The sequence below is a fragment of the Spongiimicrobium salis genome (assembly GCF_043678055.1).
Classification (GTDB): domain Bacteria; phylum Bacteroidota; class Bacteroidia; order Flavobacteriales; family Flavobacteriaceae; genus Spongiimicrobium; species Spongiimicrobium salis.
In genome coordinates this window covers 1,298,270-1,320,830 of sequence record NZ_JBHEQA010000001.1, presented here as the reverse complement: position 1 = coordinate 1,320,830, position 22,561 = coordinate 1,298,270, and the positions used below count along the sequence as shown (strand labels likewise).

The following is a 22,561-nucleotide window of genomic DNA, read 5'->3' as shown; positions in this document are numbered from 1 at the left end:
TGCTACGAAGTTTCAAACTTCTTAGAGTGAGTCTCGACTGCGCTCGACCTGACATAGATTTGTTTGACCTTAGATATGTGTCCCCTTGAGGGGACTTTAGGGGTGTTGTCTAGGTAAGAGGTTTTAGGCATGAGGTTGTCGCCACCAAGTTGCAAACTTGTCAGAGCAAGACGGTTTTTGTCTCTTCGAGCGCAGTCGAGAAGTTTTTATATGATGACATCTGAAGAGGTCTCGACCCTGTCTGCCGACAGGCAGGTGCGCTCGACCTGACAGCTATTCAATTGCACAGACTTCTCGATACATTTTTAGCTTCACTACGTTCGTCTAAGAAACCCTCGAAGTGACAAAAGGTGTTGAAAATAAGATATTGTCCCCTTGAGGGGACTTAAGGGGTGTTTTAGAGGTAAGAGGGATTGGGTGTACGGTGAGCGTTTGTCTAAAATAAAGCATGGGTCAAAGAGCTAGTTTTCTTAAACAAACCAATCCGTCGGTTTTATGGGAATGTTTTTCGATTTTCTGATCGAATAACAAGGTGTTATTGAGTATTTCTCGGATAAACGTCCAATTTTTTAGTGCGCTATTGGGTTTTAGCTTGATCAACAAACTATTCGGTTTGGGAATGCTCAGTTCACTGAGGTATTTTTAAGGTGTAAAGTTTGAGGTATGAAGTTGCAAACTTGGCAGAGGGAGGTGTCAGGTCGAGCGCACCTGCCTGTCGGCAGACAGGGTCGAGATCTATCTTGAGATGCAAGATTGATGCTTTTAAGGGATGATAAAAAGTATCGAGAACTTTTGGGATAAAGACGCTCACTCATTATGAGTTCAAAGTCCTAGACTTCGCAAAGTGTGTTATCGCTCACTCATTGACGGCACGAGCAGAAAGATGCTCGCGCTAGCTGGGGACACTACCCAGCGGCCCTATAAAAGGGCCACCGCTTGAAAATTTAACATTTATCGCTTGTTTTAGTCATGGAAATCGGGGGTTCCCAACTCATCATAGTTTAATTCTCCATCAGTTATCTATGACCTATTTTACTATATTGCCTTATACGGTTAGAGTTCGCTAGAGGCTTTACTGAACTGTTATTATATGATTAATTAATTCTATATTATTCGTGTTCTCATCCGCTTTATATAATATTTTTAAACTTGGACTTAGCAAATTATTTGACATTATTTCCACGACTAGAAAATTGTTTTCAATACAACTAAACCAAATATTTAAGCATCCTTTTTTTTTCCGTTTAATTTCTTGTTGAGTCGTCTTATTTTTTTTACATCATATTCTTTTGGTGGTTCTGGACATAAATTTAAGAAGGAATTACTTTTTTTAAGTAAATATTCATAGTCGCATATGGGTTGTATTCTTTTGGAAAAATACATATCCGAACAATTAGGGTGAGCCATTTCCTTAAATTTAGAAAGCAGCTTTGTAGTCTTAACGTGGTTGATTACATTTTTATAATGAGAAATAGTTTTCGATTGTGTATAGGAATTGTTAATTGAAAAGATTAAGAATATTAAGATTATTGGTTTCATAGTTTCGTATTAGAATTATTTCTTTTTTTTATCCAATGTTTGATCTTTAAGTTTAGTTTGAACTTTTGCACCTTCTTTATTAAGAACCTGCCATCTGGAATAGGTATTGTATATTCTATACTTCCTAGGATTTGGTTTATATTTTTTGCCTAGTGATGTAGGTGTTGAATCATAAGATGTCCTGATACCGTATTGGCCTCCACCACTAATTAAATTATTCAGAGGGTTGTTATCTAACTCACGCCTTATTGTATTCATTCTAGCCAAATTTGCTCCATTAGAACCTTTTTTTGTTAAATTACTAAACCCAACGCCATGATTTGCAAAACCTGTATGTCCCAGTTCGTGTAGAAAGACCATTCCAAAGCCAAAAGTCTTTTTATAAAGACCATCTTTATTAACATCATCATTCAGTGCCAGTCCATTTTTTATCAAGGTAGTATTCAAATTTAATGTTAAATCTCCTTGATTGGGTACGTTTGATGTGTCAGTATTGTCTCCAGTTACAGTTAAAGTCCTTGAATCATCGATAGTATTGATTAAACCTGTTCTCGCATTCTGACTACCTAGTAGAACCCCTTCTCTTTTTTCGACTTTAGTACGAAGTCGCAGACTTCGCACAGCATCTGCTTATTTGGGGGTTCATGATTTTGCTGTCCAAAAAATGAATTTCCTTTCTTTTTGCCAAAAAGAAAGGAACAAAGAAAAGACCAAAACATTGCTGCCATGGTCTTTCCCTTTTTTATCATGCGCCCTTTGCTTACCCATAAACGGTACCAGTTTGCTACACTACTCACTACCTACCCTTATTTTAATTCCAAAGTCCATAATTTAGAATATGTATTCTCATTTACTTTATATTCAAACTTTGCATTTTTCTTATCTACTTTTAGGTATTGCATTCGATTAAAATTGTTTGAAAAAATGAAGTCCGGTCTGTAAAACTTCGCAGGTTTGCCTATAGGAGTGTTCCCTTCAAGAAAAAATAACAGATAAGTTCCTTCAGTCATTTTTCCATAATCGTAATTTGGAAGCAATACACCTGAAGTTAAATATACTGGGGCTCTAAAAATATATGGGGCTTCAATAATAAGAATCTTATCCCAATCAGCGCATTTACTGAGCTTATTGAAATCAAATAAAGTATTATTATCTGACTCTTGTAACTTATCGAACTTTCTTTGAAAATCTTTTGTAAGGCATGTTTCGGTCAACTTTGAATTAACGTGATTCTTGATAAGAAAATCAAACATAAGAATTGCACCAAGGAATCCTATCACAACTAAAATTTTCGTTTTAAATTTACCCATATAAAATTAGAGCTAAAATGAACTCTATTCCTTAAATTACCATCCTATTTGACCAATAAATGCCCCTCTCATAGCCTTTCTAAGAGATATACGTTTTTTGAGGTTTGGAATGCTACTGCTAGTCTCGATTCTAATCTTTCCATTCAAAACAGTTTGAGCTTAAAATGTCCTAATGCGGGACATTACTTTTTTTCGTTAGAATCATTCTTCCAATAAAAAATAAATCAAAAATACATAGTAAAATAATTAATATTATTTGTTCTCTACTTATACAAGGCGGACATTTAACCTCTGGGGGACATGGTACACATAGAGATTGTATAATACATATTATAGTAATAACTACTATATTAATTAGTATTAATATTACAACTTTTTTCCTCATAACTAATTAATTTAGACTCTTTTAATCGTTTGCAATGATAGGGTTCTTAATATATTTATACACTCCTGTTTTAGCATAATTATTAAAAAGGTTTTTTCGTTTGGCATTTCTGTATCTTGCGGTATTCTTTCTTGCTTGATAATTGGAATAAGAGTCGGTAATGGCGGTCTCGAGCCAGTTGAGGGCATCAGCTATAGCGGAATAAAATCCGTCATTTTGCCCCCTATACCATGTCCCTTCATCTCCTCCTCTTACAAAAGAACGGCCAGATTCTTTTGATACCTCAATAAAGTTATCAGTCCCCTTTGCTTACTTATGGACGCCACTAGTTGCAAACTAGCGGTAGCGGGGGCACAGCCCTATTTCGACCCATTACCCTCTACTTCACTTTCAATACATTTTCTGTAGTTGTAATGTTATGTCTTTCGATATATTCGAAAAAACAATGCTTGCATATAGGTAATCCTATGGGAAGGTTCTGGCAAAACTTATCAGCTTCATATGCATGTATATAACTTTTTAATTTAGATATAAGCTCTTCTTTTGTAGAAAGAAAAAATACTGTATCAGGAGGAATAATATCCTTATATCTTAGCTTTAAAATATCCGTTTTTTGGTCTTTTAAATAATATTCTTCTAGCTTTATACTAGGAATTATGGTATTCGTTTTGCCATGATCAATACAAATAAATTCATTCATTCTGTCATTATTAGTTATCTAACATTTTTCTAATAAACATAAATTGCCCCCGGACCGAAGTAGGAACGTCTATTCCTCCATTTCTTAATACATTCCCTGCATGAGTTTGACAAGGGTTACAATGTATATCATATTTCCCTGTTTTCTTTCCAAGCATTTTTTTCTGATACTGTTGTGCTTTTTTAGTACGTTATAGGCTTCAAGCTTTGTTTTCACTTTTAAAGCTTATGCATTACCGGTACGAAGTCGCAGACTTCGCACAGCGTCTGCTTTTGTGGCCGCTAAAGGCTTTACGGTCAAAAAATTGAAATTCCTTTCTTTTTGTTCGAAAAGAAAGGAACAAAGAAAAAACCAAGACATTGCTGCCGTGGCCTTTTCCTTTTTTTATCATGTCCCCTTTGCTTACTCATGGACGCCACTAGTTGCAAACTAGCGGTAGCGGGGCAAATGAGGTAGCGATTATTAGAATCTGATACATCTGAATAGTCTCCAAAGAATCTTTGAGCAGCTTATTTATTATTTGGCGGGAACATCACCGTATATTAATCATAAAAATTCGGCTTAGCTCTCTGTACAAGCTCTAATTCTTCCTTATAGATATTAAATCCGATAAATCTTCCATTACTTAAATCTACATTGAATGTTTTTTTTTCTTCATTTAGAAATAATTCCAAAAACAGGTCATCACTGATAAGTTCTTGGCCTATTTTAAATGGCTTGCCATAAAGATATCCATTAGTAGACTTCTCATTCTTTTCCACAAAAAATTCGGTACCCGTAGCACTATAGCTTAAATTTGTTTTAACAAATCTATTTTTAAAAATGAGTTGAGAGTTAATATACAGAGAAATCGTATCACCTTTAAAACCTTCCTCAAAAGTGATACGGTATAATTCCCCTATGTTCTCTTTTTTTTCCTGACACGAAAGGATAATCAATAATGACAGAAGTAAAATTATTTGATTTTTCATATATTCTTCTTCTATTTTTTGCCTATCCTTATTCAAACTTCCGGCTGAATACAATCTATGCATTAGTAGTACTTGTTCTTTAGTTAAATTATACCCCGCATTTGGATTGTTAGATTGATGCATTAAATTTTTGGGCAATGATGACTTATCTTTAGGGTGTCCGACATATTTACCATTTTCTTGATGAATTCCTCCGGAATGACCAATTTCATGAGCAGAAAATAACTTTTTCCATTAACTTGTTTTTGAAATTGCTCTTCTATCTTGTGCACTATTGTGCCTGCGGCACCAACTACGGGTCCATTTCCAAATTTTTTTACATCAGAAATGTCTATTGTTTCTAAATTATAGCTTCCTACTAATACTTTATCAGAATCTTCGGTAATAGTGAATGAGTAGAGTCATTTAAATTCAAATGCAATATTCATGTTAGTACATCACTCACTAGTTTGTTTATTGTTTAATTGGATAAACAGATAGAGGATATATACAAGGATAACTATAGGAAACATTACCATTCCAGCTCCCAAAGAATCAAAAGTATAATCCATATGAAATTCTTTAAAAGTAAATTTTAAGTATAAAAATTTTATACTATATACTAAAAACAATATAAAAATAGCCCCTATTCTATGTTTGAATTTTTTTAAAAAAACAAGAAAATATATAATAAAAAGCGCAGATGAAATAGAAAAAATAAACCTATCTCCATATATGACATAGGAATCACTGCTAAAGAAATGAGGGCTTATATATTTCCTTAACATCAATATGGAACCTTTAATAAAAGGAGGATAACAAACATAAAAACTAATGACAGAAAATAATATAAAAAGTAATAATAGACTAGTTCTCTTTTTCATAATCCGTGAAAATATAAATTGTAGGTTGTTGTTGAGTAGCATAGATTACGGCCTGTGAATTGCTTTGGGCGAAAATATACCTTACATGTTGCCTAAGGGTTCTAGGAGGCCAGATAATACGTTAATCAAACATTTCTATATAACTTTCTTCATCCAAAATTTTACCTTGTTCATCTAGAATAAACAAATAAGACACCAGAGTATTATATCGAAGCATCGAGTTCAAATCTTCGATAGACCTAGATTTAAATTTCTCATAGCTTCCATCTGCGCTACGATTCATAAAAATATTAGCGATAATCGCTTTATCAGTTGGTCCAGAAAATACTATTAAGTGCTCACTTTTTGTACAAGTTGATAAAGTATCTAAAGCGGGGCTATATTTATTGAAATACATTTTCTCAGAATCAATCTTTAGTACTTCCCAATCATTTATGTCCCATTTTTCTAATAAATTTTGAAATTTCTTATTTCTAGAAATAGGAAAGCCCCCGAATCTTGGATATACAAAATAACAATTTTGTATATCCAATGTTTTTTTTTCTTGAATGTAATCAATAGCATTGATTACCATCTTAATTTCCTTAGGAGTTAATTTGGTTGTTCTCTCTTTACAACCAAGAATAAAAAAGAAAAAAAAGATTAATGGAAGAATAGTATTATTCATTTTTCTTAAAATTTGGTATTCGCATTTCCTTAAACCCATCATCTGTTGCAAAGGTAATTGTACCTTTTATTACATTGCCATAGTTTACCCGAACAGGTAATCCAATTGCTTTTCTGAACTCATTTATTCTATTAACAATCGGACCACCCTTACTGGTAAAAGGGCCAATTTGGAATATTAGCCTACTTCACTTTCAATACATTTTCTGTAGGTGTAATGTTATGTCTTTCGATATATTCGAAAAAACAATGCTTGCATATAGGTAATCCTATGGGAAGGTTCTGGATAAACTTATCAGCTTCATATGCATTTATATAACTTTTTAATTTAGATATAAGCTCTTCTTTTGTAGAAAGAAAAAATACTGTATCAGGAGGAATAATATCCTTATATCTTAGCTTTAAAATATCCGTTTTTTGGTCTTTTAAATAAAATTCTTCTAGCTTTATACTAGGAATTATGGTATTCGTTTTGCCATGATCAATACAAATAAATTCATTCATTCTGTTATTATTAGTTATCTAACATTTTTCTAATAAACATAAATTGCCCACGGACCGAGGTAGGAACGTCTATTCCTCTATTTCTTAATGCATTCCCTACATGAGTTTGACAAGAGTTACAATGTATATCATATTTCCCTGTTTTCTTTCCAAGCATTTTTTTCTGATACTGTTGTGCTTTTTTAGTACGTTATAGGCTTCAAGCTTTGTTTTCACTTTTAAAGCTTATGCATTACCGGTACGAAGTCACAGACTTCGCACAGCTCCCACCATGGCCATTTTTTTATCATTTTTCCCTTTGCTTACTCATTGACGGTACCAGTTCGGAAACTGGCACTAGCGTTCACTCTTGCGCCAGCCGGAGAACAAAGAAAAACAGTAGTAAGTTTTTAGGCTAGCTACTGTTTTTCAATTATTTAAATTCAATTTATAGGCTATGTCCTATTCTGGGGTATTACCGACATTGACTATTTCAACCAAAACTTCTCTACTAGATTCTGTATCACAAATTTCTAGTGTTTCAAATGTTTTCTCAATCTCCACGTAATAAAAATAGGGGTCTAAATCCAAATTTTCCGAAAGGGATAAATTGTTTTTAATATGTTCAGATTTATAGTCAACTAATTTTTCATCTATGGATTCGTTTGTTTTACTTCGGATAAAGAAAAATGAATTTCCTTCAATGGAAGAGTTTTCTTTATCTTTTAAACCGCTACAATAAAAAAGCGATTCAGGAGGAGTCGAAAACACTAAATAATTTACATTTTCTAATCTAAAAAGACCTATTATAGAAATGCTATCCTTGGGATAAAAGTCCTTACTGGGTTGACAACTTATCAGTTGTAAAATACAAATTAGTAAAATTACTAGAATAATTTTATTTTTCATATCTGGCAGGGTTCTGTGTATTATTATCTGACTCTTGTAACTTATCGAACTTTCTTTGAAAATCTTTTGTAAGGCATGTTTCGGTCAACTTTGAATTAACGTGATTCTTGATAAGAAAATCAAACATAAGAATTGCACCAAGGAATCCTATCACAACTAAAATTTTCGTTTTAGATTTACCCATATAAAATTAGAGCTAAAATGAACTCTATTCCTTAAATTACCATCCTATTTGACCAATAAATGCCCCTCTCATAGCCTTTCTAAGAGATATACGTTTTTTGAGGTTTGGAATACTACTGCTAGTCTCGATTCTTATCTTTCCATTCAAAACAGCGGTATCAAAAGCCTGCATAAAATTATATATTTCCTCTTTTGTTTAAATTATTTATGACGGTACCAGTTGCAAAACTGGTATTCATGAGGGGTCAATTATGAACATTATCATCAATAAATATCAAATCTTTCACAGTTAAAAGAAATGTAATCATTATTTTTCAGGTCACTAGGAATAAAATCATTTCCAATATCAATTAGTATATTGCCTAATTTTACGATTCCTAACTCTTTATTCATTAATTGTCCTTGAATTGAATAATCAAAAGAACCTTTCAATTTTTTTATCTTAAAACTTAATGCATCCAATTTCTGGATTTTTGAAGCTTCAAAAGCATATATTGGATCAATTAGTTGATCTCCTTCGTTCATTTTAAAGGGATGACTAAAGCATAACAAATCGTTTTCCCCATCTGAAACAATAATTTCTGCTTCAAGAGCGTCTTTGGAAATCCATTTTATTTCTTTAATAATCACCATGATAAAAAATTATTATAATCCAATTCCTAAACTAGGAGCTTTTTTGGCTAGTTCTTTTGCCGTTTTAAGATGGAATGTTGTTATGCCCCCAGTAGTTCTATTTAATCCTACAAACCCAAATTTTGCACTTCCTTTTCCTCCAATAAGCTTAACATAACCATTCAATTCAGGAACAAAAGTACCTTTATTAAGAACATGATTGGCATCATCTAAATATTGAGTAAAACTATATGATTTTTTACTTAGAGCATTCATAACACTATTTCCATGTTTGGTAAAGTGTTCAAGGCCTTTTATACCGTCATCAAAATAGCGAACTCCCTGTTGCAATAGAACTTTTCGAGTGCCTGACTTAAATGTTTGTTTTATAAATCGCCTTGCAACAACTCTTCTTAAAACAGCTTTTCCCAATGAAGATAGTCCAGTTGCATCGGCGGGTAAGGTAACTATAGTTATAAACAAACTATTTCGTCTTGCTCTTTCTTCTTCTGAAAGTTCAGATAATGGAGGGGAACTATCGTCTCCTTCATTTGTGTAACCATCAAAATTGTCTATACTCCCTGGATCTTGGTGAACAACTCTACGATTATGCTTGTTTTTTTTCTTTTTTGGGTCGGTATCATCACCTTCTGAATCGGAATCTTCTCCAAAGGCATTTCTCAGATTGATAAAAGCCTGTGCGGCATTATCTCCATCAATCGTAACGGATCCGTCATCGTTTCTGGTAACCGATGCTCCGCTCGGATCTGCCCAGAATATTGGATTGTTATCAAAACCTCCATAAGTGGACTGCCAGTGATGAGTGACGGGGTCTATAACGGACCATCTCGCGATTGCTGGGTCGAACAATCTGAGCGGCATTTCCATAAGATTCAAGCCCAGTGACTCCTCCAGCTCGATACCGTTATACTCAAATTTATGGTCCCTGCCGTTCTGGTTGTTATTGTACCCTTTGTGCTTTAGTCCGAAGGGATAGTAATTGTTCTCCTCCCGAATCTCCGTATAGGAGGAACCGGTTTCGATGGCCCCGTTTCCGTTGTCATCGGCATAGGAGAGGCGGATGTTCCCCAGATGATCTTTGTACTGGTAGATATAGTCATAGCCCCCCTGGCCATCGGGCTCGATATACCCTTCCGGATGGTTAAAGAACTTAAGGTCTGCGGCGGCGCTGCCCGTTCGTTCATATACATAGTTGCCACAGTATTCCGTGGCGGTCAAAGAACTTCCCGCCGGGTCCTGATTGTTGACGATCTTTTCGATCTTGGTCCCGTCGGCCATGTAAATATAGGAGATATTTCCCACATTTTCGTTCCCGTTCACCGAAACTTGGGTGGGCAGGTTCAGATGGTTGTAGGTAATCGCGGTGATGCCCTTGTTCCTATCAAGGGTGAGGTTCCCATTAAGGTCGTATTCATAGTCGTCCCCTACAATGTTCCCATCGATAAAGCCGTAGTCCTTGTCCCTGGTATCGGTGACACGGAGCAGTTTGTTCCCGGTATCATAGGTATAGTTCAGATCGTCCATGATTCCATAGCCCAGGTTTTGGCTGTCCACGGGGTTGTCCGAGGTATGGCCCCTTCTGTAGAGCCTAAGGATATTGCCGTTCTTGTCATAGGATACGGGCACGCTGCTGCTTCCCAGGTTATAGCGCCAGGAGTCGGTAATGGCGGTCTTGAGCCTGTTGAGGGCGTCATAGCTGTAGCGGTAATACCTTCTCTTTTTGGAGCTGTTCTTTGTACGCCATTCGGTGCTCCCGATATTGCCGTTGAAGAGGGGCGTACTGCCATTGGCACTCTTGTCGTAATGTATGGCAAAGGCGAAGAGCCTGTTGCCTCCCGTGGAGTTGGTGACAAGGTCGGGCGCATTGATCCCGGTGAGCCATCCCCTGAGGTTATAGGTGAGATCCACGCTCTGTAGGGAGTTGGTCGGGCTTCCGCCCACTTCCTTGTGGACGAGGAGGCCCATGGGGTCGTATTCGTTCTGTACGATAGACTCCCGCTTGCCGCCCAGGTCCTGTACCTGGGAGAGCACCCTGCCGCTATTGTCATAGGTAAAGGTGTCCAGGGTCTCTATGGGGTCGTTCCCATCCTTGATGTGGACGCTCTTCACTTGTTCGGCCCTTCCCAGAAAGTCCAGTTTGGAGTCCACGATATCGAGGGCATCCAGATAGGGGTTGTGGCTCCTGACATAGACAGGACGCCTTTTTTCATCGTAACCCGTGACGGTAACGGCCCACTGATCGGTACCCAATACCTTCACCAAAGAGGCGGTGGGCAATCCCTGTGTTGTGGGCGCAGTCAACAAAGAAGTACCCAGACCGTTGGAAGCGGGCAGGCCGGGACTCCCCTCAAAACTATAGTTGTCATAATAGCTGATGGTGAGCAGTTCGCTGATCCCAGTAGTGGGGAAGGTCGTATTGGTATAGTTCACCTTGGTGCCCCCCAGGGTCTCAAAACTGGTATCGGTCTTTTCCTCGAAGGTAGCGGCAACGGCATCGGCTGCGGTCTGTACCACTTCCCTACTGCCCGCATTGTCATAGAAGCCGGTATAGGCCACCCGCCCAAAGGCGTCGTATTTGGTAAAGAGCCATCGGCCCTGGGCCTCAAGGTTGGGGTCCTGGGTGAGGATGGGCTGGTCCAGAATGTTATAGACAATATATTCCCACTCTTTCCCGGGGATCTTCTTCTCCACCAGACGGTTGCGATGGTCGTAACGGTACTGGTAGCAGAGTTCGGAGAGCTCCAGAGCGGATACCCCATCGGAGGTGTCCACCTTGGGGGGCAGTACAAAAGTGAGGTTGTTGAAATCGTCATAGACATAATAGGTATCGTGGGGCTCCTGCTCGTTATAGGTCCTTTTCAATACCACCCGTCCGCGCTTGTCCGTAAACTCCTCCGTACTATGGTCCTTGCCGGAAGAGGGCGTATGGTTTTCATCATAGGTAATGGTTTTGGAAAGATCACCGACCACATAGGGCACGGCATTGGTTTCCAAGACCGGATTTTCAGCACCGGCCGAAAGGTCCACCTCAAAATTGAGTACTTCTCCTGCAGTATTGGTGCGATACGAAAATTCGATCTCATGGCCGGAGCCCATCTTCCAGGATTCCCCTGGAGCGGCCTGTTTGATGGGCCTATTCAAAGAAGAAGCTTCGTACTGTATTTCACTATAGGTATTGGGCGTATTTCCAAGATCGTCCGTATATCGGCCGGTATAGTAGCTGTCGACACCTAATTTTGCTACGGCCTGATCCCGAAGCCCCCCATATTGGGCCCCGCCCTCATAGGGGAGGTATTCTTTGATCTGCCTTCCAAAGCTGTCGTACTCCATAGGAATGATGATATCTTTGTTATCGAAGGATTGCTTGATGGCAATTTGTTGCCTGTTTCGGCCAAGGCCATCCACATAAACAATGTCCTCGATCACATCTTTTTCCCGGGCAATGGTACTATGGTCCGCCTTCCCCACCTGAAAGGTACGGGTATAGACATAGTTTTCGTCCGTAAGATCTACACTTTGATAGCCAGGGGCAATGGTGGTCTCTATCCTAAGTTCTGTGCTCTTGAGGCTGGCATTGTCGGCCCCGTCCACGGCAACGATTTTGATGCCATAAGATTCCTGTTGCAGTAGCCCGGTAAAGGTAAATTGGGTCTGATCTCCGGAAAGTTCGGCAGTAAACACATCCTCTAAAAAGAGCCTATAGGCAGCTATTCCGCTCACATCAAGAGGAACGTCCCAGGAAACGGCAATGCTCTCAAAATCCCTATTGACCAAGGAAAGACTTGGCGCCGCAGGCGAGTCGGTATCGGTACTGGTTTGGGTGGTCACATTGATTACAGGAGTCTGGGAACTATTTCCGGAAGCATCGGAGGCCCGGACAAAAATAGCATATGAATTCCCTAAAATGAGTCCGTTCAAGATAAAGTTGCTCGCAGTTCCCTGAAGTTCCATGGATTGTACACCATTGACAAAAACCAGGTATTTATCGATACTTCCCGAATTATCGCTAAAACCATTGAGAGAAATCGAAATGTGAGTCTCTCCCCTTTGGTCTACCGAAAGGCTTCCCGTGCTCGGGGGCGTACCGTCACCGGCAATCCCCTGATGGGGCACACTGAGCCCGCTTTCATTGCCCGCAGCGTCAAAGGCACTGACCCTAAAGGTATAGGAAGCAAAATCGTTGAGCCCCATAATCGTATAGGTATCATCCACCCCCACGGTGATGGTGGGCAGGCCATCCGTATAAATGTAATAGCCGGCCAGATCATTGTCCGTAGATGGGGTCCAGTTCAAGGTATAGGCCGATCCCGGGCCGGGAGATCCACTGATACCTGTAGGTATGCTGGGAGGAGGATTCCCCGTGGCCATGGCCGTACGGGCCGTAAAGGTCTGCCCATCACTCTGGTTGCCCGCGGCGTCAAAGGCACGTACCACATAATTATAATTGGTATCCGCTTCTAGCCCGGTAGCCGTATAGGAGGTTATTGTAGGACCTAGCGGACCACCGCTCAGCAGTTGTCCGTTCTGAAAGAGGCGATAGCCTGCGATGCCTACATTGTCCTGTGAGGTACTCCAGGAAATGGGGATGCTATTCGCTGTAGCCGCCCCAAAACTCAATTGTACCGGAGTGGGGTTTTCAATATCCGCACCTTCCGTAAAAGTAAGGGTAAATTGATCTGTGCCGATAAGACTTCCCGTCGCCCCAGACCCGGTATAGTATTCTACGGTAAAACTGAGCGACCCCAAAGGCGGTTCCCAATCCTGAAAATCCGGGCCAATATTATAGGCATAGGCATAAGGCGCATTGGTCTCTACTGCCGTATAGCCATCCGAAGAAGAAAAGCGTACACTGCCCACATTAGTGGGGTCTACAGGAACGGCATCGATATTGAGTGCCCGTCCCGTCCCGTTAAGATCGATGGCCTGCCCATCAAAGAGTTCCATAATCTCTTGGTCCGTAGCCGAATTGATGAGGGTATAGGTAGCAAAAGTATTGGTGGTCGCAGGGGTATTTAGTTGTATGGAGAGGCTATATGAACTCTGGTTGCCTGCGCCATCCCTGGCTGCTATCTTAAAATCATAGGAAGTTCCCGGATCCAGACCGTTCAGGGAATGGGTGGTCAAGTCCCCCAAGGCAATGGGAGCAGCATTGTTAATGGACAAGAGGTATGTGGTCACGGCCACATTATCGGTAGCAGCATTCCAGGACAGGTCTATGGCGTTGGGCGAAACAATGCTTGCTGCCAGCCCTGTTGGAATGGTAGGAGAAACACTATCCGTGGTGCTCACTTGTAGGACTGTACTGGAGGGACTGCTTTTTCCAGAGGCATCAAGGGCTCTAATGGTAATATGGTGCAGACTGCCGGGAGCAAGGCCGTTCAGGGTATGCCCGGGAATGGTGGTCGTGGCGAGCAGTGCATTCCCGTCATAGATCGTATATGCGGTTACGGCCCTATCATCCGTGGAAGGGAGCCAATCCAGGCGAATACTGGAGTCGGTGATGTTTGATGCCGAGATTCCGCTAACCATGGAAGGCGCTTCCAGATCCGCGATATCTACAAAAGTGACGCTAAGATCGTCCCTGCCCAAAACAGTTCCCGTAGCACTGGGGCCACTATAGTAGAAGATGGTAATGTCCATGGGAGCGTCCAAATAAGGCGGGTGCCAGTGATAATACTGGTCGGCAAAATCCCCAAAATAGGCATAGGGCGCGGTACTTTCCGTACGGGAGTGATTATCATCCGCAGAAACAAATTTTACGCTCATGACTCCCGACCCTTGTGGAGGAATGGCCCTAATATTCAGGGAATCCCCAACGATGTCCAAATTATAGGTGCTTCCGCCCAAGAATAGGCTCCGGACCGTATTATCTGTGGAACCTATGAGCTCATAAGTGCCATAGGTAGTGGATATCGTGCCCGTTGAAGCACTGACCTGATTACTAATGGTACCGATATTGCCGGCTGCGTCCACGGCGCTCACTGCATAGGTGTAGGCTGTTCCCGGGGACAGGTTGCCCAGAGTATGGGAAAGCACATTGCCCAAACTAATGAGCACATTTCCCGTACCATCATAGATACGGTAGCCCGAGACTCCGGCATTATCCGTGGCCGCATTCCAGGACAGGGAAATACTGCTGGTACTGGTGCCGGCCAAGGATAGGGTAACAGCGGTGGGCGCTTGGGTATCTGGGGTAGCTGTGGTGGCCACCGTGAGCAGATTGCTGGGAAGCCCTTCATTATTGGCAGCATCTAGGGCACTTACCGTAAAATCATATGAAGTACTGGGCGTGAGGCCAATGGCCGTGTAGGTAGTCACATTTCCTAGATTGGCCAGCGTGCTCCCGTTCTGTTTTACGATATACCCGGTCACGGCCGTATCATCGCTGGCCGCGTTCCAGGACAATTGTACGGAGCTATCGGTAATGGTACCCGAAGAAAGGCCGTTTGGTGCGGAAGGTGCGGTGGTATCGCCCTGATCCGAGAAGTGCAAGCTGATTTGGTCTTCTCCCAAGAGACTGCCAGAGGCACCATCGGCACTATAGTATTTTACCGTAATGACCAAGGTCCCTACATTGGGCTGCCAATTGTAATAATCCCCATTAAGATCCCCTTGGTAAGCATAGGGCGCTGCACTTTCCGTTTTGGAGAAACCCGTAGAAGTGAAGCGGACACTCTCCACGGCCCCGATGTGTGATGAAGGGATGGCCCGTATGTTGAGTTGGGTTCCCGTTTGGAGCAGGTTTATGGTACTGCCGTCCACAAGATCCTGTACGGGAAGGTCGGTCGTTGAATTGATCAATTGGTAGGTTCCTGCAGCCGTCTGCAGGGTTTCATCTTTCGTATGGGCCAATATGGCCGGAGCGATCAATAATAGGGCGAGGATGGTGGTATATAAGGTTTTCATAGGGTGCTGGTCTTAATTACAGGTGGATGTTATGGTTTGTGTATGTTCGCTGGTGCCCCCCCCGGAATCGGTAACGATACATTTTACCTGGGCACTCTCCCCACAAGGGAGCGATAGGGAAAGCGTAGGATCTACAGCGGTTTCCACAAAACCATTGCCGTCACCATAGTCCACATACCAAGCACAACTGAGACCGGAAACGGTACTGTCCATTGTGGGTGTTATGGACAATGTGCTCGTGTTGCCTGAAATGGTCTGTTGGTTAGATTGAAAGCCCGAAATACCTGGTCCGCCATTGGTGCCAGTAGTTACGGTTGCAGCAAGGGTATTGGAGTTTGCCGTGAAGCCATGATTATCTGTTACGGTGCAGAATACCCTGATCTCTCCCTGCATGTTTGGGGTTATGATTAGGGATACACTGGGCAGTGTTCTGGCAAAACTTGCCAATAGTTGTCCATTGGGTCTGGTAATCTTCCATAGATAGGAATAAGGTTCTGACCCTCCGCTAGGGTCTGTTGTAAAGTTTTGTAGGAGGTTGACATTGGTATTCGCTTGGATGGAAGCCGGTATGGAAGAGAGCATCCCACCTAAAAGCGGTTGTACTATCTGAATCGGGTGCACAGAGGTATCTGTGGCTCCAGTGAGATTATCCGTGGCGGTAACACTAATGTGCATAGGACCATAGTGGGCTGCTCCGAGCACTGGGGATACGGAAGGTCCGGCATTGTTCAGGCTAATATCGGTAACCCCATCGAAATGCCAATCATAGGTGTAGTCCTGCGACCCCCCGGTGGCGTTCACAGAAAATGTGAATGCCCCATTTCCTTCCACGGCATCCACATTGGACAGAATATTCCCTAAGGACAGTGGGGCATAGGCAATTAAGAATTTTTCATACCGTATCCCCTGTCCGGTGACAAGATCGGTGATATCGCAATGGATGCCGACAATTTTACCCTCAAAACTGGTATCAAAACTACGGGAATAGGTTGGGCCTCCAACTATAGGTGGTGGTGGCGTACCCTCAAAAGGGGTGATGCTCCAACTATAGGAGAAGTTGCCGGATCCTTCTTGTGGTGCTACACTAAAGCTATATTCGGTAGATCCTATATTGATATGGTCGGTATTTGTAAGGACCGCACCCCCAGGAATCCTGGTATACAGATCCACTTCCCGAACACTTACGCGCTCTATGCCCGTATCCAGATCACGAATGGTACAGCTTACCTGGACCTTGCCCTTGTAGGGAGCTCCTAAGATTTGGTTGACCGAAGCCCCGGTGGCTGTGAGGGTAGGGGCGCTGTTATGCTCAAAGGTCCACGTATAACTGTAGTTTCCGGAACCTCCACTGGCGCTAATGACGTAATGCCCCGTTTCCCCGGTAAAAAGTAGATTTTCAGAAGTGATACCACTACTGACCAACTCACTATGGGTAACAGGTTCTCCTTTATAATGGTAGAAATATTCCTTTTCTACCAAGTTTTGTCCGTCCCTTGTCCGTCGTAGCCTATTGAAGCCATCATATTCATAGGACATGGTATAACCACTAGGGTCGGTCATGGAGCTAACCCCGATCAAAGGCTCATACTGGTACGTGGTTACCATAGCCTTTGGAAAACTTTGTCTGAGTCCGTTTATGGCATTTATATGGGTATGGTCATAGTTTTTCAGTACCGTTTCGCTAACACCCAAGGCCGCTGCTACTTCGGAAAAAGTGGCATTCTCTATTTTAGCAATGGGATATTGTTTGTTGTATCCCCAGAGGTATACGATATGGGCCCCACCGGTCTTGGAAACTTCCAAAGGATTGCCCAAACTATCATAGTCGTGATATTCTATACGGGTCTCCAAAATATCTGTTCCTTTTTGGGTCTGCACTTTTTCGGGCAGAAGAATATTATCTCCCCAATCCCTAAAAATGGTACGAAGATCGGTTTTGGACAATTGAGCCCCATTTTTCGTAACGGTTACTTCTGTGCGAACGGGCTGGGAAATCCTATGTTGATCGATCAGTTCATTTACATAAGGATAGGAAGCTATCTCCGTATCCCCTGGATAATAGTAGCGAGTTTCCGTTTCCTTGCCCTCGCTATTTTTTTCGTTCATAAGAATAGGGAAAAGATGAGGATAAAGGTCCCTATAACTGTATGTGGTTTCTCTCAGGTACGCTATGGTATCATTATTCTGTCCGTAAAAAAGTTCTTTCTCAATCGTATTGTTTGTCACGGTAGCCCCATTGACCAAAGAGTACATTTGCCCTAAGATACCCTGTACGGAATTTGAGATCAATTCCGTGGGCCTAAAGTAGATATCAAAGCCTAGGACCATATCGGAAGTGACATTGAATAAGCTTCCCGATTGGGCTCCAAAAAGGTAGTTGTATTCATTGCTTTGCTCTCTTTTTACCCGATAGGCCGGAGCCAAAGGAGAGCTATTGGCAACGTCGGCCTCTAAAAACGATTGTTTGGTGGCTCTGCCATTCAACCATTCTCCATAAACGGGCGCTCCGGGATAGGAGGTAGTAAAACCTAAATAACTGTATTCATAGGTTTTTTTCTGATCGGGATCGGTTTCCGTATCATCTCCCTCTATGGTTTCTGTCACATAGGTATAGCCTACATTGTTATTTTGTGTGGTGATAAAAGGAATATAATGATTTGAATGTAATTTCTCGGTCAGAATAGGGCCGCCACCTTGACTCTCTATGACCAGGTCGTTTTTAAAGACGGGGACACTGGCGATCCACCCTGATTCCTTGTTCGTTTCGTTGCGATATGCATAGCTCCTTTTAGTGGCCTGTAGTCCTGTATTATCATAGTTTGTAATGGATTTTATCCTGAGGCCCCCGATCAGTTTCTTGTCGAGGAACGTTCGGTAGTTCCATGACAGATCCACCCTGATATCCTCGTTTTCGGGACAGACACCGGATGGCACATCGATTACAATTTCCAAGCGATATTTTCCCGGGGACAATTCAAAACTTCTATCATGGCCAATGGGAACATAGGTTATTTCTGTATCGCTATAGGTGCAGGTAGAGGAACCGTTCAGAGAATTACATTTTTTTATCCTAAAGTATATTTCTTGTCCATCTATGGGCAGGTCAGAATCCCCATTTTCGAAGATGCTGGAGGATGAAGTAGCAGAAATTAGGCCTTGAACCTCGTCCGGTATGGTGAAATCCCCATTAATGACCTGGTTGTTGTTACAATTTGAGGAGGCATCCCGACTGGAAAGTAGGCCAAAACTGCCGGGTATCGTTGGTTCGGAGATAATACTGCTGCCTGGATAGTTGAAGGTTTCATCCACCGCATTGTTCTCATAGCCAAAAGTGGTAAATCCACCTTCGGGATAGATGATTTTTGTTAACATATTGGCTTGGGTATACTGTGGTTTTATTTGCCTGTTCGCTCCCTCGTAATAATTTATTCCGGGACCTACTCTATAAGGCATGCTCGGAATGAGGTAAGCATTGTCCTCTCCGTTGTAGTACCCCCAATAATCTTGTGATTTTGATAATCTATGGGGCAAGGCCGTGGTATTGTATTCCAGTTTATAGCTGTAATTATCTGTTAAGGAAGGTTGGTTGCCTAAAAAGCGGACTTCCTCCAATTTCAAGCGTTTACTGATCTCCTCGTTGTAGGGATAGTTTCCGTTACTGTCCGTGTGGGTACTGGTCCCATCACATAATTGGTACACTTGCGTTGGGCGCTCACTTTGGAAATAACTATGGACCAGTTCTATTCGATCGATGAGATTTCCAGTGTTGTCACTTAAAACAATACTCTTTAGGGCATGGTCATAATTCAGATCTTCCCTTTTTGTAAATTCCCTGTTGAACCTAATCGTTCCATTGGCGGAACGGATTTCACTTATTTTGCTGTTGGTCCCGGTGGTCTTAGATTGTGAAAGTTGTAAACCCCTTGTTGTAAGAAATGTTTCCTGGAAAGGACTGCAGGTATCATAGTTTATGGATTCATAATGAAAGGTGATGATATCGTTGGCAATACTTTTTATGCGGATCAATTTCCAGGAGGTGATATGGTCAAGATTTGTAGGATTCTCGGTTGTGGGTTGTGGTATACTCTGGGTATCACTTGTATACGACCGGGAAGAGTCTACAGTGTCGTATGCATTGACTCCCCCGAATAGATATTCTGTTCCATCGGGAGTAGTTATTTTCCATTGTATAATGGTATAACCGGAAAAAATGGGCTCTATCTTCAAATCGCTTTTGGGAAATTGTACGAGTTCCCCATAAGGGTTGTTCGCAGATCGGTTCTGGTTAAAGTAATACCTGCCGGAATATCCCATAAAACTAAAATTGAACTCATCTGGAGCAAGATCGGGGCGGTTCAATGTTGCAGCGTTAGAAAGGATAATGTTGAGTTCGTCATAGGTCATGCCTGGTAGATCTGTGACCAAGACATCACTAAACAAGTAACCATCCCTACTATCGTCCCCTATCTGCCTCACGGTCCTTGAGATTTGACCACCAACGTTTAAATTCCACCCCAAACCTATCCAGGAAGCAATCTCTTCTACTTTATGACCCCCAGCATGATAACTCAAGCTTACGGGAACTTCTAGGGTTCTTCCTTTTAAAGAGGTAATGGGGATACTGATATTTGGGACCCCTGTATAATGGGATACAGGGACTTCTGTGAATTTGGCAATGCTCCCTACCTCGGGAGATAAGGGAACAATATTGGGCAATTCTTGGGCAGTGACTTTAGAAGTGCCCAAAAAAAGAAGTAGAAAGGATAGGAACGGATAGATTTTTTTTCGCATAGTGTTACTATTTTATAAGATTTTGCTTGCCAAAAGGCAAAAACTGACCATAGGGAGGAAGGAGGGAACTTCCCTTAAGGAGCAGGTTGGATGGGTTCTGGGGAAATGTCATACTGTAACGGGAATCTTTCTGATATGGTCCGGAAGGGGACTCAGAAGATGGAGAATCGATATCGCATCATGAGCTTTATGGTTTGGTTGTTTACAAAATTAAGTAAAAATTCGATACAAATGCAGTATATTTTATATAAAAGATTATTTTATCCTTAAGCTATTGTAATCTTATTGCTCATTACATATAAAAAATACTCTTAATTATCTGTTAGTAAACAACTTAACTATAGAAATTAGGCCGATGCTTTTTCAGGGATGAGGTTTATGCTGCGAAGTTGCAAACTTCGCAGAGCGAGGTGTCAGGTCGAGCCTGCCTGACGGCAAGTAGGCGCAGTCGAGACCTATCTTGGAGATGCAAGGTAGATGTTTTCAAGGGATGATAAAAAGTAGATTGTAAACTTCGCTGAGCTACAGATGTCAGTTCGAGTGTTTGATTTTTGGATGGCATATCCGAAAATCAAATGTATCGAGAACTTTTTAGCAGAAAGAGACTTGGGTTCTCGATACAATTTCTTTTTCTCTTTTAGAAAAAGAAATCACTCGAACTGACTATGACTTTCGTTTTAAGGTATTGTCCCCTTGAGTGGACTTTAGGAGTATTTTTTTGAGGTATGAGGGATTAGATGCCAGAGATTGGGTATACCGTTGAATCCTGAAAAAATAAGACAAGTTAAATTCTCCAAATTTCAATAAAACAAATAATATCTATTGGATATAATCCATATATTTGGAATAAATCCAATAAATGAAAAAAGAACACTATATCAAAGGTCGGGGAGCCCAGGAAAATACCCCAAATAAATTTCTACAACACCTGCATGAAGCCCGGGATGATTTTTTGGAGTATTGTAGGGTAGAAGGGGAATTGGCAGAGAGCAATAGGACGCAATATATCCCAATTTTTCCCAAGACTATTGTCAACAAAGTGACCAGTCCGGATATCGGAATGCCCTACTCCATGAATCCGTATCAAGGCTGTGAACACGGCTGTATTTATTGCTATGCCCGCAATACCCATGAATATTGGGGTTATAGTGCGGGGTTGGATTTTGAACGCCGTATTCTGATTAAAAAGGATGCCCCGAAACTATTGGAGGAAAAACTGAAGAGTAAGCGGTGGAAAGCCAATACAATTGTGCTATCTGGAAATACAGATTGCTATCAGCCTGCGGAACAGCAGTTTAAAATTACAAGAGCTTGTCTGGAAGTTTTTTTGAAATACCGACATCCGGTTGGGATTATTACTAAAAATGCATTAGTGCTGCGCGATTTGGATATTCTGAAAGAGCTGGGCAATTTTGGCTTGGTAGGTGTGAATATCTCGGTCACTTCCCTGTCCGAAAAAACCAGGAGAATTCTAGAACCCCGCACCACAACAATTAAAAAACGCCTGGAAACTATAAAAACCTTATCTGAACATGATATTCCGGTAAATGCGATGTTGGCCCCGATCATTCCCGGTATCAATAGTCATGAAGTGTTGCCCTTGGCCAAGACAGTGGCAGAAGAAGGGGCGGTATCTTTGGCCTTTACCATTGTACGACTCAATGGCGCCATTGGACATATCTTTACAGATTGGATAAAAAAAACATTACCGGATAAGGCAGATAAGGTGTTGCATCAGATTGAAGCATGCCACGGGGGACAATTGAATGACAGTCGCTTTGGGAGTAGACTTAGAGGGGATGGTAAAATAGCGGAACACCTGCATGCGATGATGCGTTTGGCTAAACAGACTTATTTTAAGGACAGGCATTTTCCCAAATTAAATTGCGATTTACATGAGGCGTATAAAGATGGACAAATGCGATTGTTTTGAAGTAGGTTTTGTGCTATGAAGTTGCAAAAGCTTCTCGATACATTTTTAGCTTCACTGTGTTCATCTAAAAAAACCTTGAAGTGACCTAGCATTGCATTTACAGATTGTCCCCTTGAGGGGACCTTAGGGGTGTTTTTTAGGTATGAGGGATTGGGTGTGAGGGATGAGCAAGACGGTTTTTGTCTCTTCGAGCGCAGTCGAGAAGTTTTTATATGATGACATCTGAAGAGGTCTCGACTGCGCTCGACCTGACAGCTATTCAATTGCACGGACTTCTCGATACATTTTT

General features: G+C 41.5%; 11 protein-coding genes. 1 reads left to right on the top strand and 10 read right to left on the bottom strand.

Going from position 1 to position 22,561, the window contains the following annotated elements; translation table 11 throughout:
• Positions 1-1,554: 1,554 nt before the first annotated feature.
• The 10 genes from ACEXOE_RS05925 to ACEXOE_RS05880 all read right to left on the bottom strand — a co-directional run bounded on the left by ACEXOE_RS05925 (position 1,555) and on the right by ACEXOE_RS05880 (position 20,339).
• Positions 1,555-2,160 (bottom strand): hypothetical protein, encoded by a 606-nt coding sequence (locus ACEXOE_RS05925; RefSeq protein ID WP_394747819.1) that lies wholly within the window; start codon positions 2,158-2,160, stop codon positions 1,555-1,557.
• A 185-nt stretch (positions 2,161-2,345) separates the two neighbouring features.
• Positions 2,346-2,849: a hypothetical protein gene (locus ACEXOE_RS05920; RefSeq protein WP_394747818.1), complete on the bottom strand. Its 504-nt coding sequence runs from the start codon at positions 2,847-2,849 to the stop codon at positions 2,346-2,348.
• A gap of 764 nt (positions 2,850-3,613) precedes the next feature.
• Positions 3,614-3,934: a hypothetical protein gene (locus ACEXOE_RS05915; RefSeq protein WP_394747817.1), complete on the bottom strand. Its 321-nt coding sequence runs from the start codon at positions 3,932-3,934 to the stop codon at positions 3,614-3,616.
• A 542-nt stretch (positions 3,935-4,476) separates the two neighbouring features.
• Complete coding sequence (locus ACEXOE_RS05910; RefSeq protein ID WP_394747816.1) at positions 4,477-5,043, bottom strand: hypothetical protein; 567 nt, start codon at positions 5,041-5,043, stop codon at positions 4,477-4,479.
• Between the two features lie 846 nt (positions 5,044-5,889).
• Positions 5,890-6,435, bottom strand: coding sequence for a hypothetical protein (locus tag ACEXOE_RS05905; protein WP_394747815.1), 546 nt, complete (start codon positions 6,433-6,435; stop codon positions 5,890-5,892).
• Positions 6,436-6,617: 182 nt separating this feature from the next.
• A complete protein-coding gene (locus ACEXOE_RS05900; RefSeq protein ID WP_394747814.1) occupies positions 6,618-6,938 on the bottom strand; it encodes a hypothetical protein in 321 nt (106 codons plus the stop codon).
• A gap of 441 nt (positions 6,939-7,379) precedes the next feature.
• On the bottom strand, positions 7,380-7,826 hold the full coding sequence (locus ACEXOE_RS05895) for a hypothetical protein (protein ID WP_394747813.1): 447 nt from the start codon (positions 7,824-7,826) through the stop codon (positions 7,380-7,382).
• Between the two features lie 447 nt (positions 7,827-8,273).
• Positions 8,274-8,642 (bottom strand): hypothetical protein, encoded by a 369-nt coding sequence (locus ACEXOE_RS05890; protein ID WP_394747812.1) that lies wholly within the window; start codon positions 8,640-8,642, stop codon positions 8,274-8,276.
• Between the two features lie 12 nt (positions 8,643-8,654).
• A complete protein-coding gene (locus tag ACEXOE_RS05885; RefSeq protein WP_394747811.1) occupies positions 8,655-15,548 on the bottom strand; it encodes a fibronectin type III domain-containing protein in 6,894 nt (2,297 codons plus the stop codon).
• A gap of 12 nt (positions 15,549-15,560) precedes the next feature.
• Positions 15,561-20,339, bottom strand: a complete 4,779-nt coding sequence (locus ACEXOE_RS05880; RefSeq protein ID WP_394747810.1) for a hypothetical protein — start codon at positions 20,337-20,339, stop codon at positions 15,561-15,563.
• An 859-nt stretch (positions 20,340-21,198) separates the two neighbouring features.
• Here ACEXOE_RS05880 and ACEXOE_RS05875 point away from each other — a divergent pair.
• Positions 21,199-22,272: a PA0069 family radical SAM protein gene (locus ACEXOE_RS05875; protein WP_394747809.1), complete on the top strand. Its 1,074-nt coding sequence runs from the start codon at positions 21,199-21,201 to the stop codon at positions 22,270-22,272.
• The last annotated feature ends 289 nt before the right edge of the window (positions 22,273-22,561 follow it).

What these genes read in the sequence shown, in the direction of transcription:
- ACEXOE_RS05885 (WP_394747811.1), bottom strand. Translation starts at nt 15,548, where the DNA reads ATGAAAACCTTATATACCACCATCCTCGCCCTATTATTGATCGCTCCG.
- ACEXOE_RS05920 (WP_394747818.1), bottom strand. Translation starts at nt 2,849, where the DNA reads ATGGGTAAATTTAAAACGAAAATTTTAGTTGTGATAGGATTCCTTGGT.
- ACEXOE_RS05875 (WP_394747809.1), top strand. Translation starts at nt 21,199, where the DNA reads ATGAAAAAAGAACACTATATCAAAGGTCGGGGAGCCCAGGAAAATACC.
- ACEXOE_RS05880 (WP_394747810.1), bottom strand. Translation starts at nt 20,339, where the DNA reads ATGCGAAAAAAAATCTATCCGTTCCTATCCTTTCTACTTCTTTTTTTG.
- ACEXOE_RS05905 (WP_394747815.1), bottom strand. Translation starts at nt 6,435, where the DNA reads ATGAATAATACTATTCTTCCATTAATCTTTTTTTTCTTTTTTATTCTT.
- ACEXOE_RS05890 (WP_394747812.1), bottom strand. Translation starts at nt 8,642, where the DNA reads ATGGTGATTATTAAAGAAATAAAATGGATTTCCAAAGACGCTCTTGAA.
- ACEXOE_RS05915 (WP_394747817.1), bottom strand. Translation starts at nt 3,934, where the DNA reads ATGAATGAATTTATTTGTATTGATCATGGCAAAACGAATACCATAATT.
- ACEXOE_RS05900 (WP_394747814.1), bottom strand. Translation starts at nt 6,938, where the DNA reads ATGAATGAATTTATTTGTATTGATCATGGCAAAACGAATACCATAATT.
- ACEXOE_RS05895 (WP_394747813.1), bottom strand. Translation starts at nt 7,826, where the DNA reads ATGAAAAATAAAATTATTCTAGTAATTTTACTAATTTGTATTTTACAA.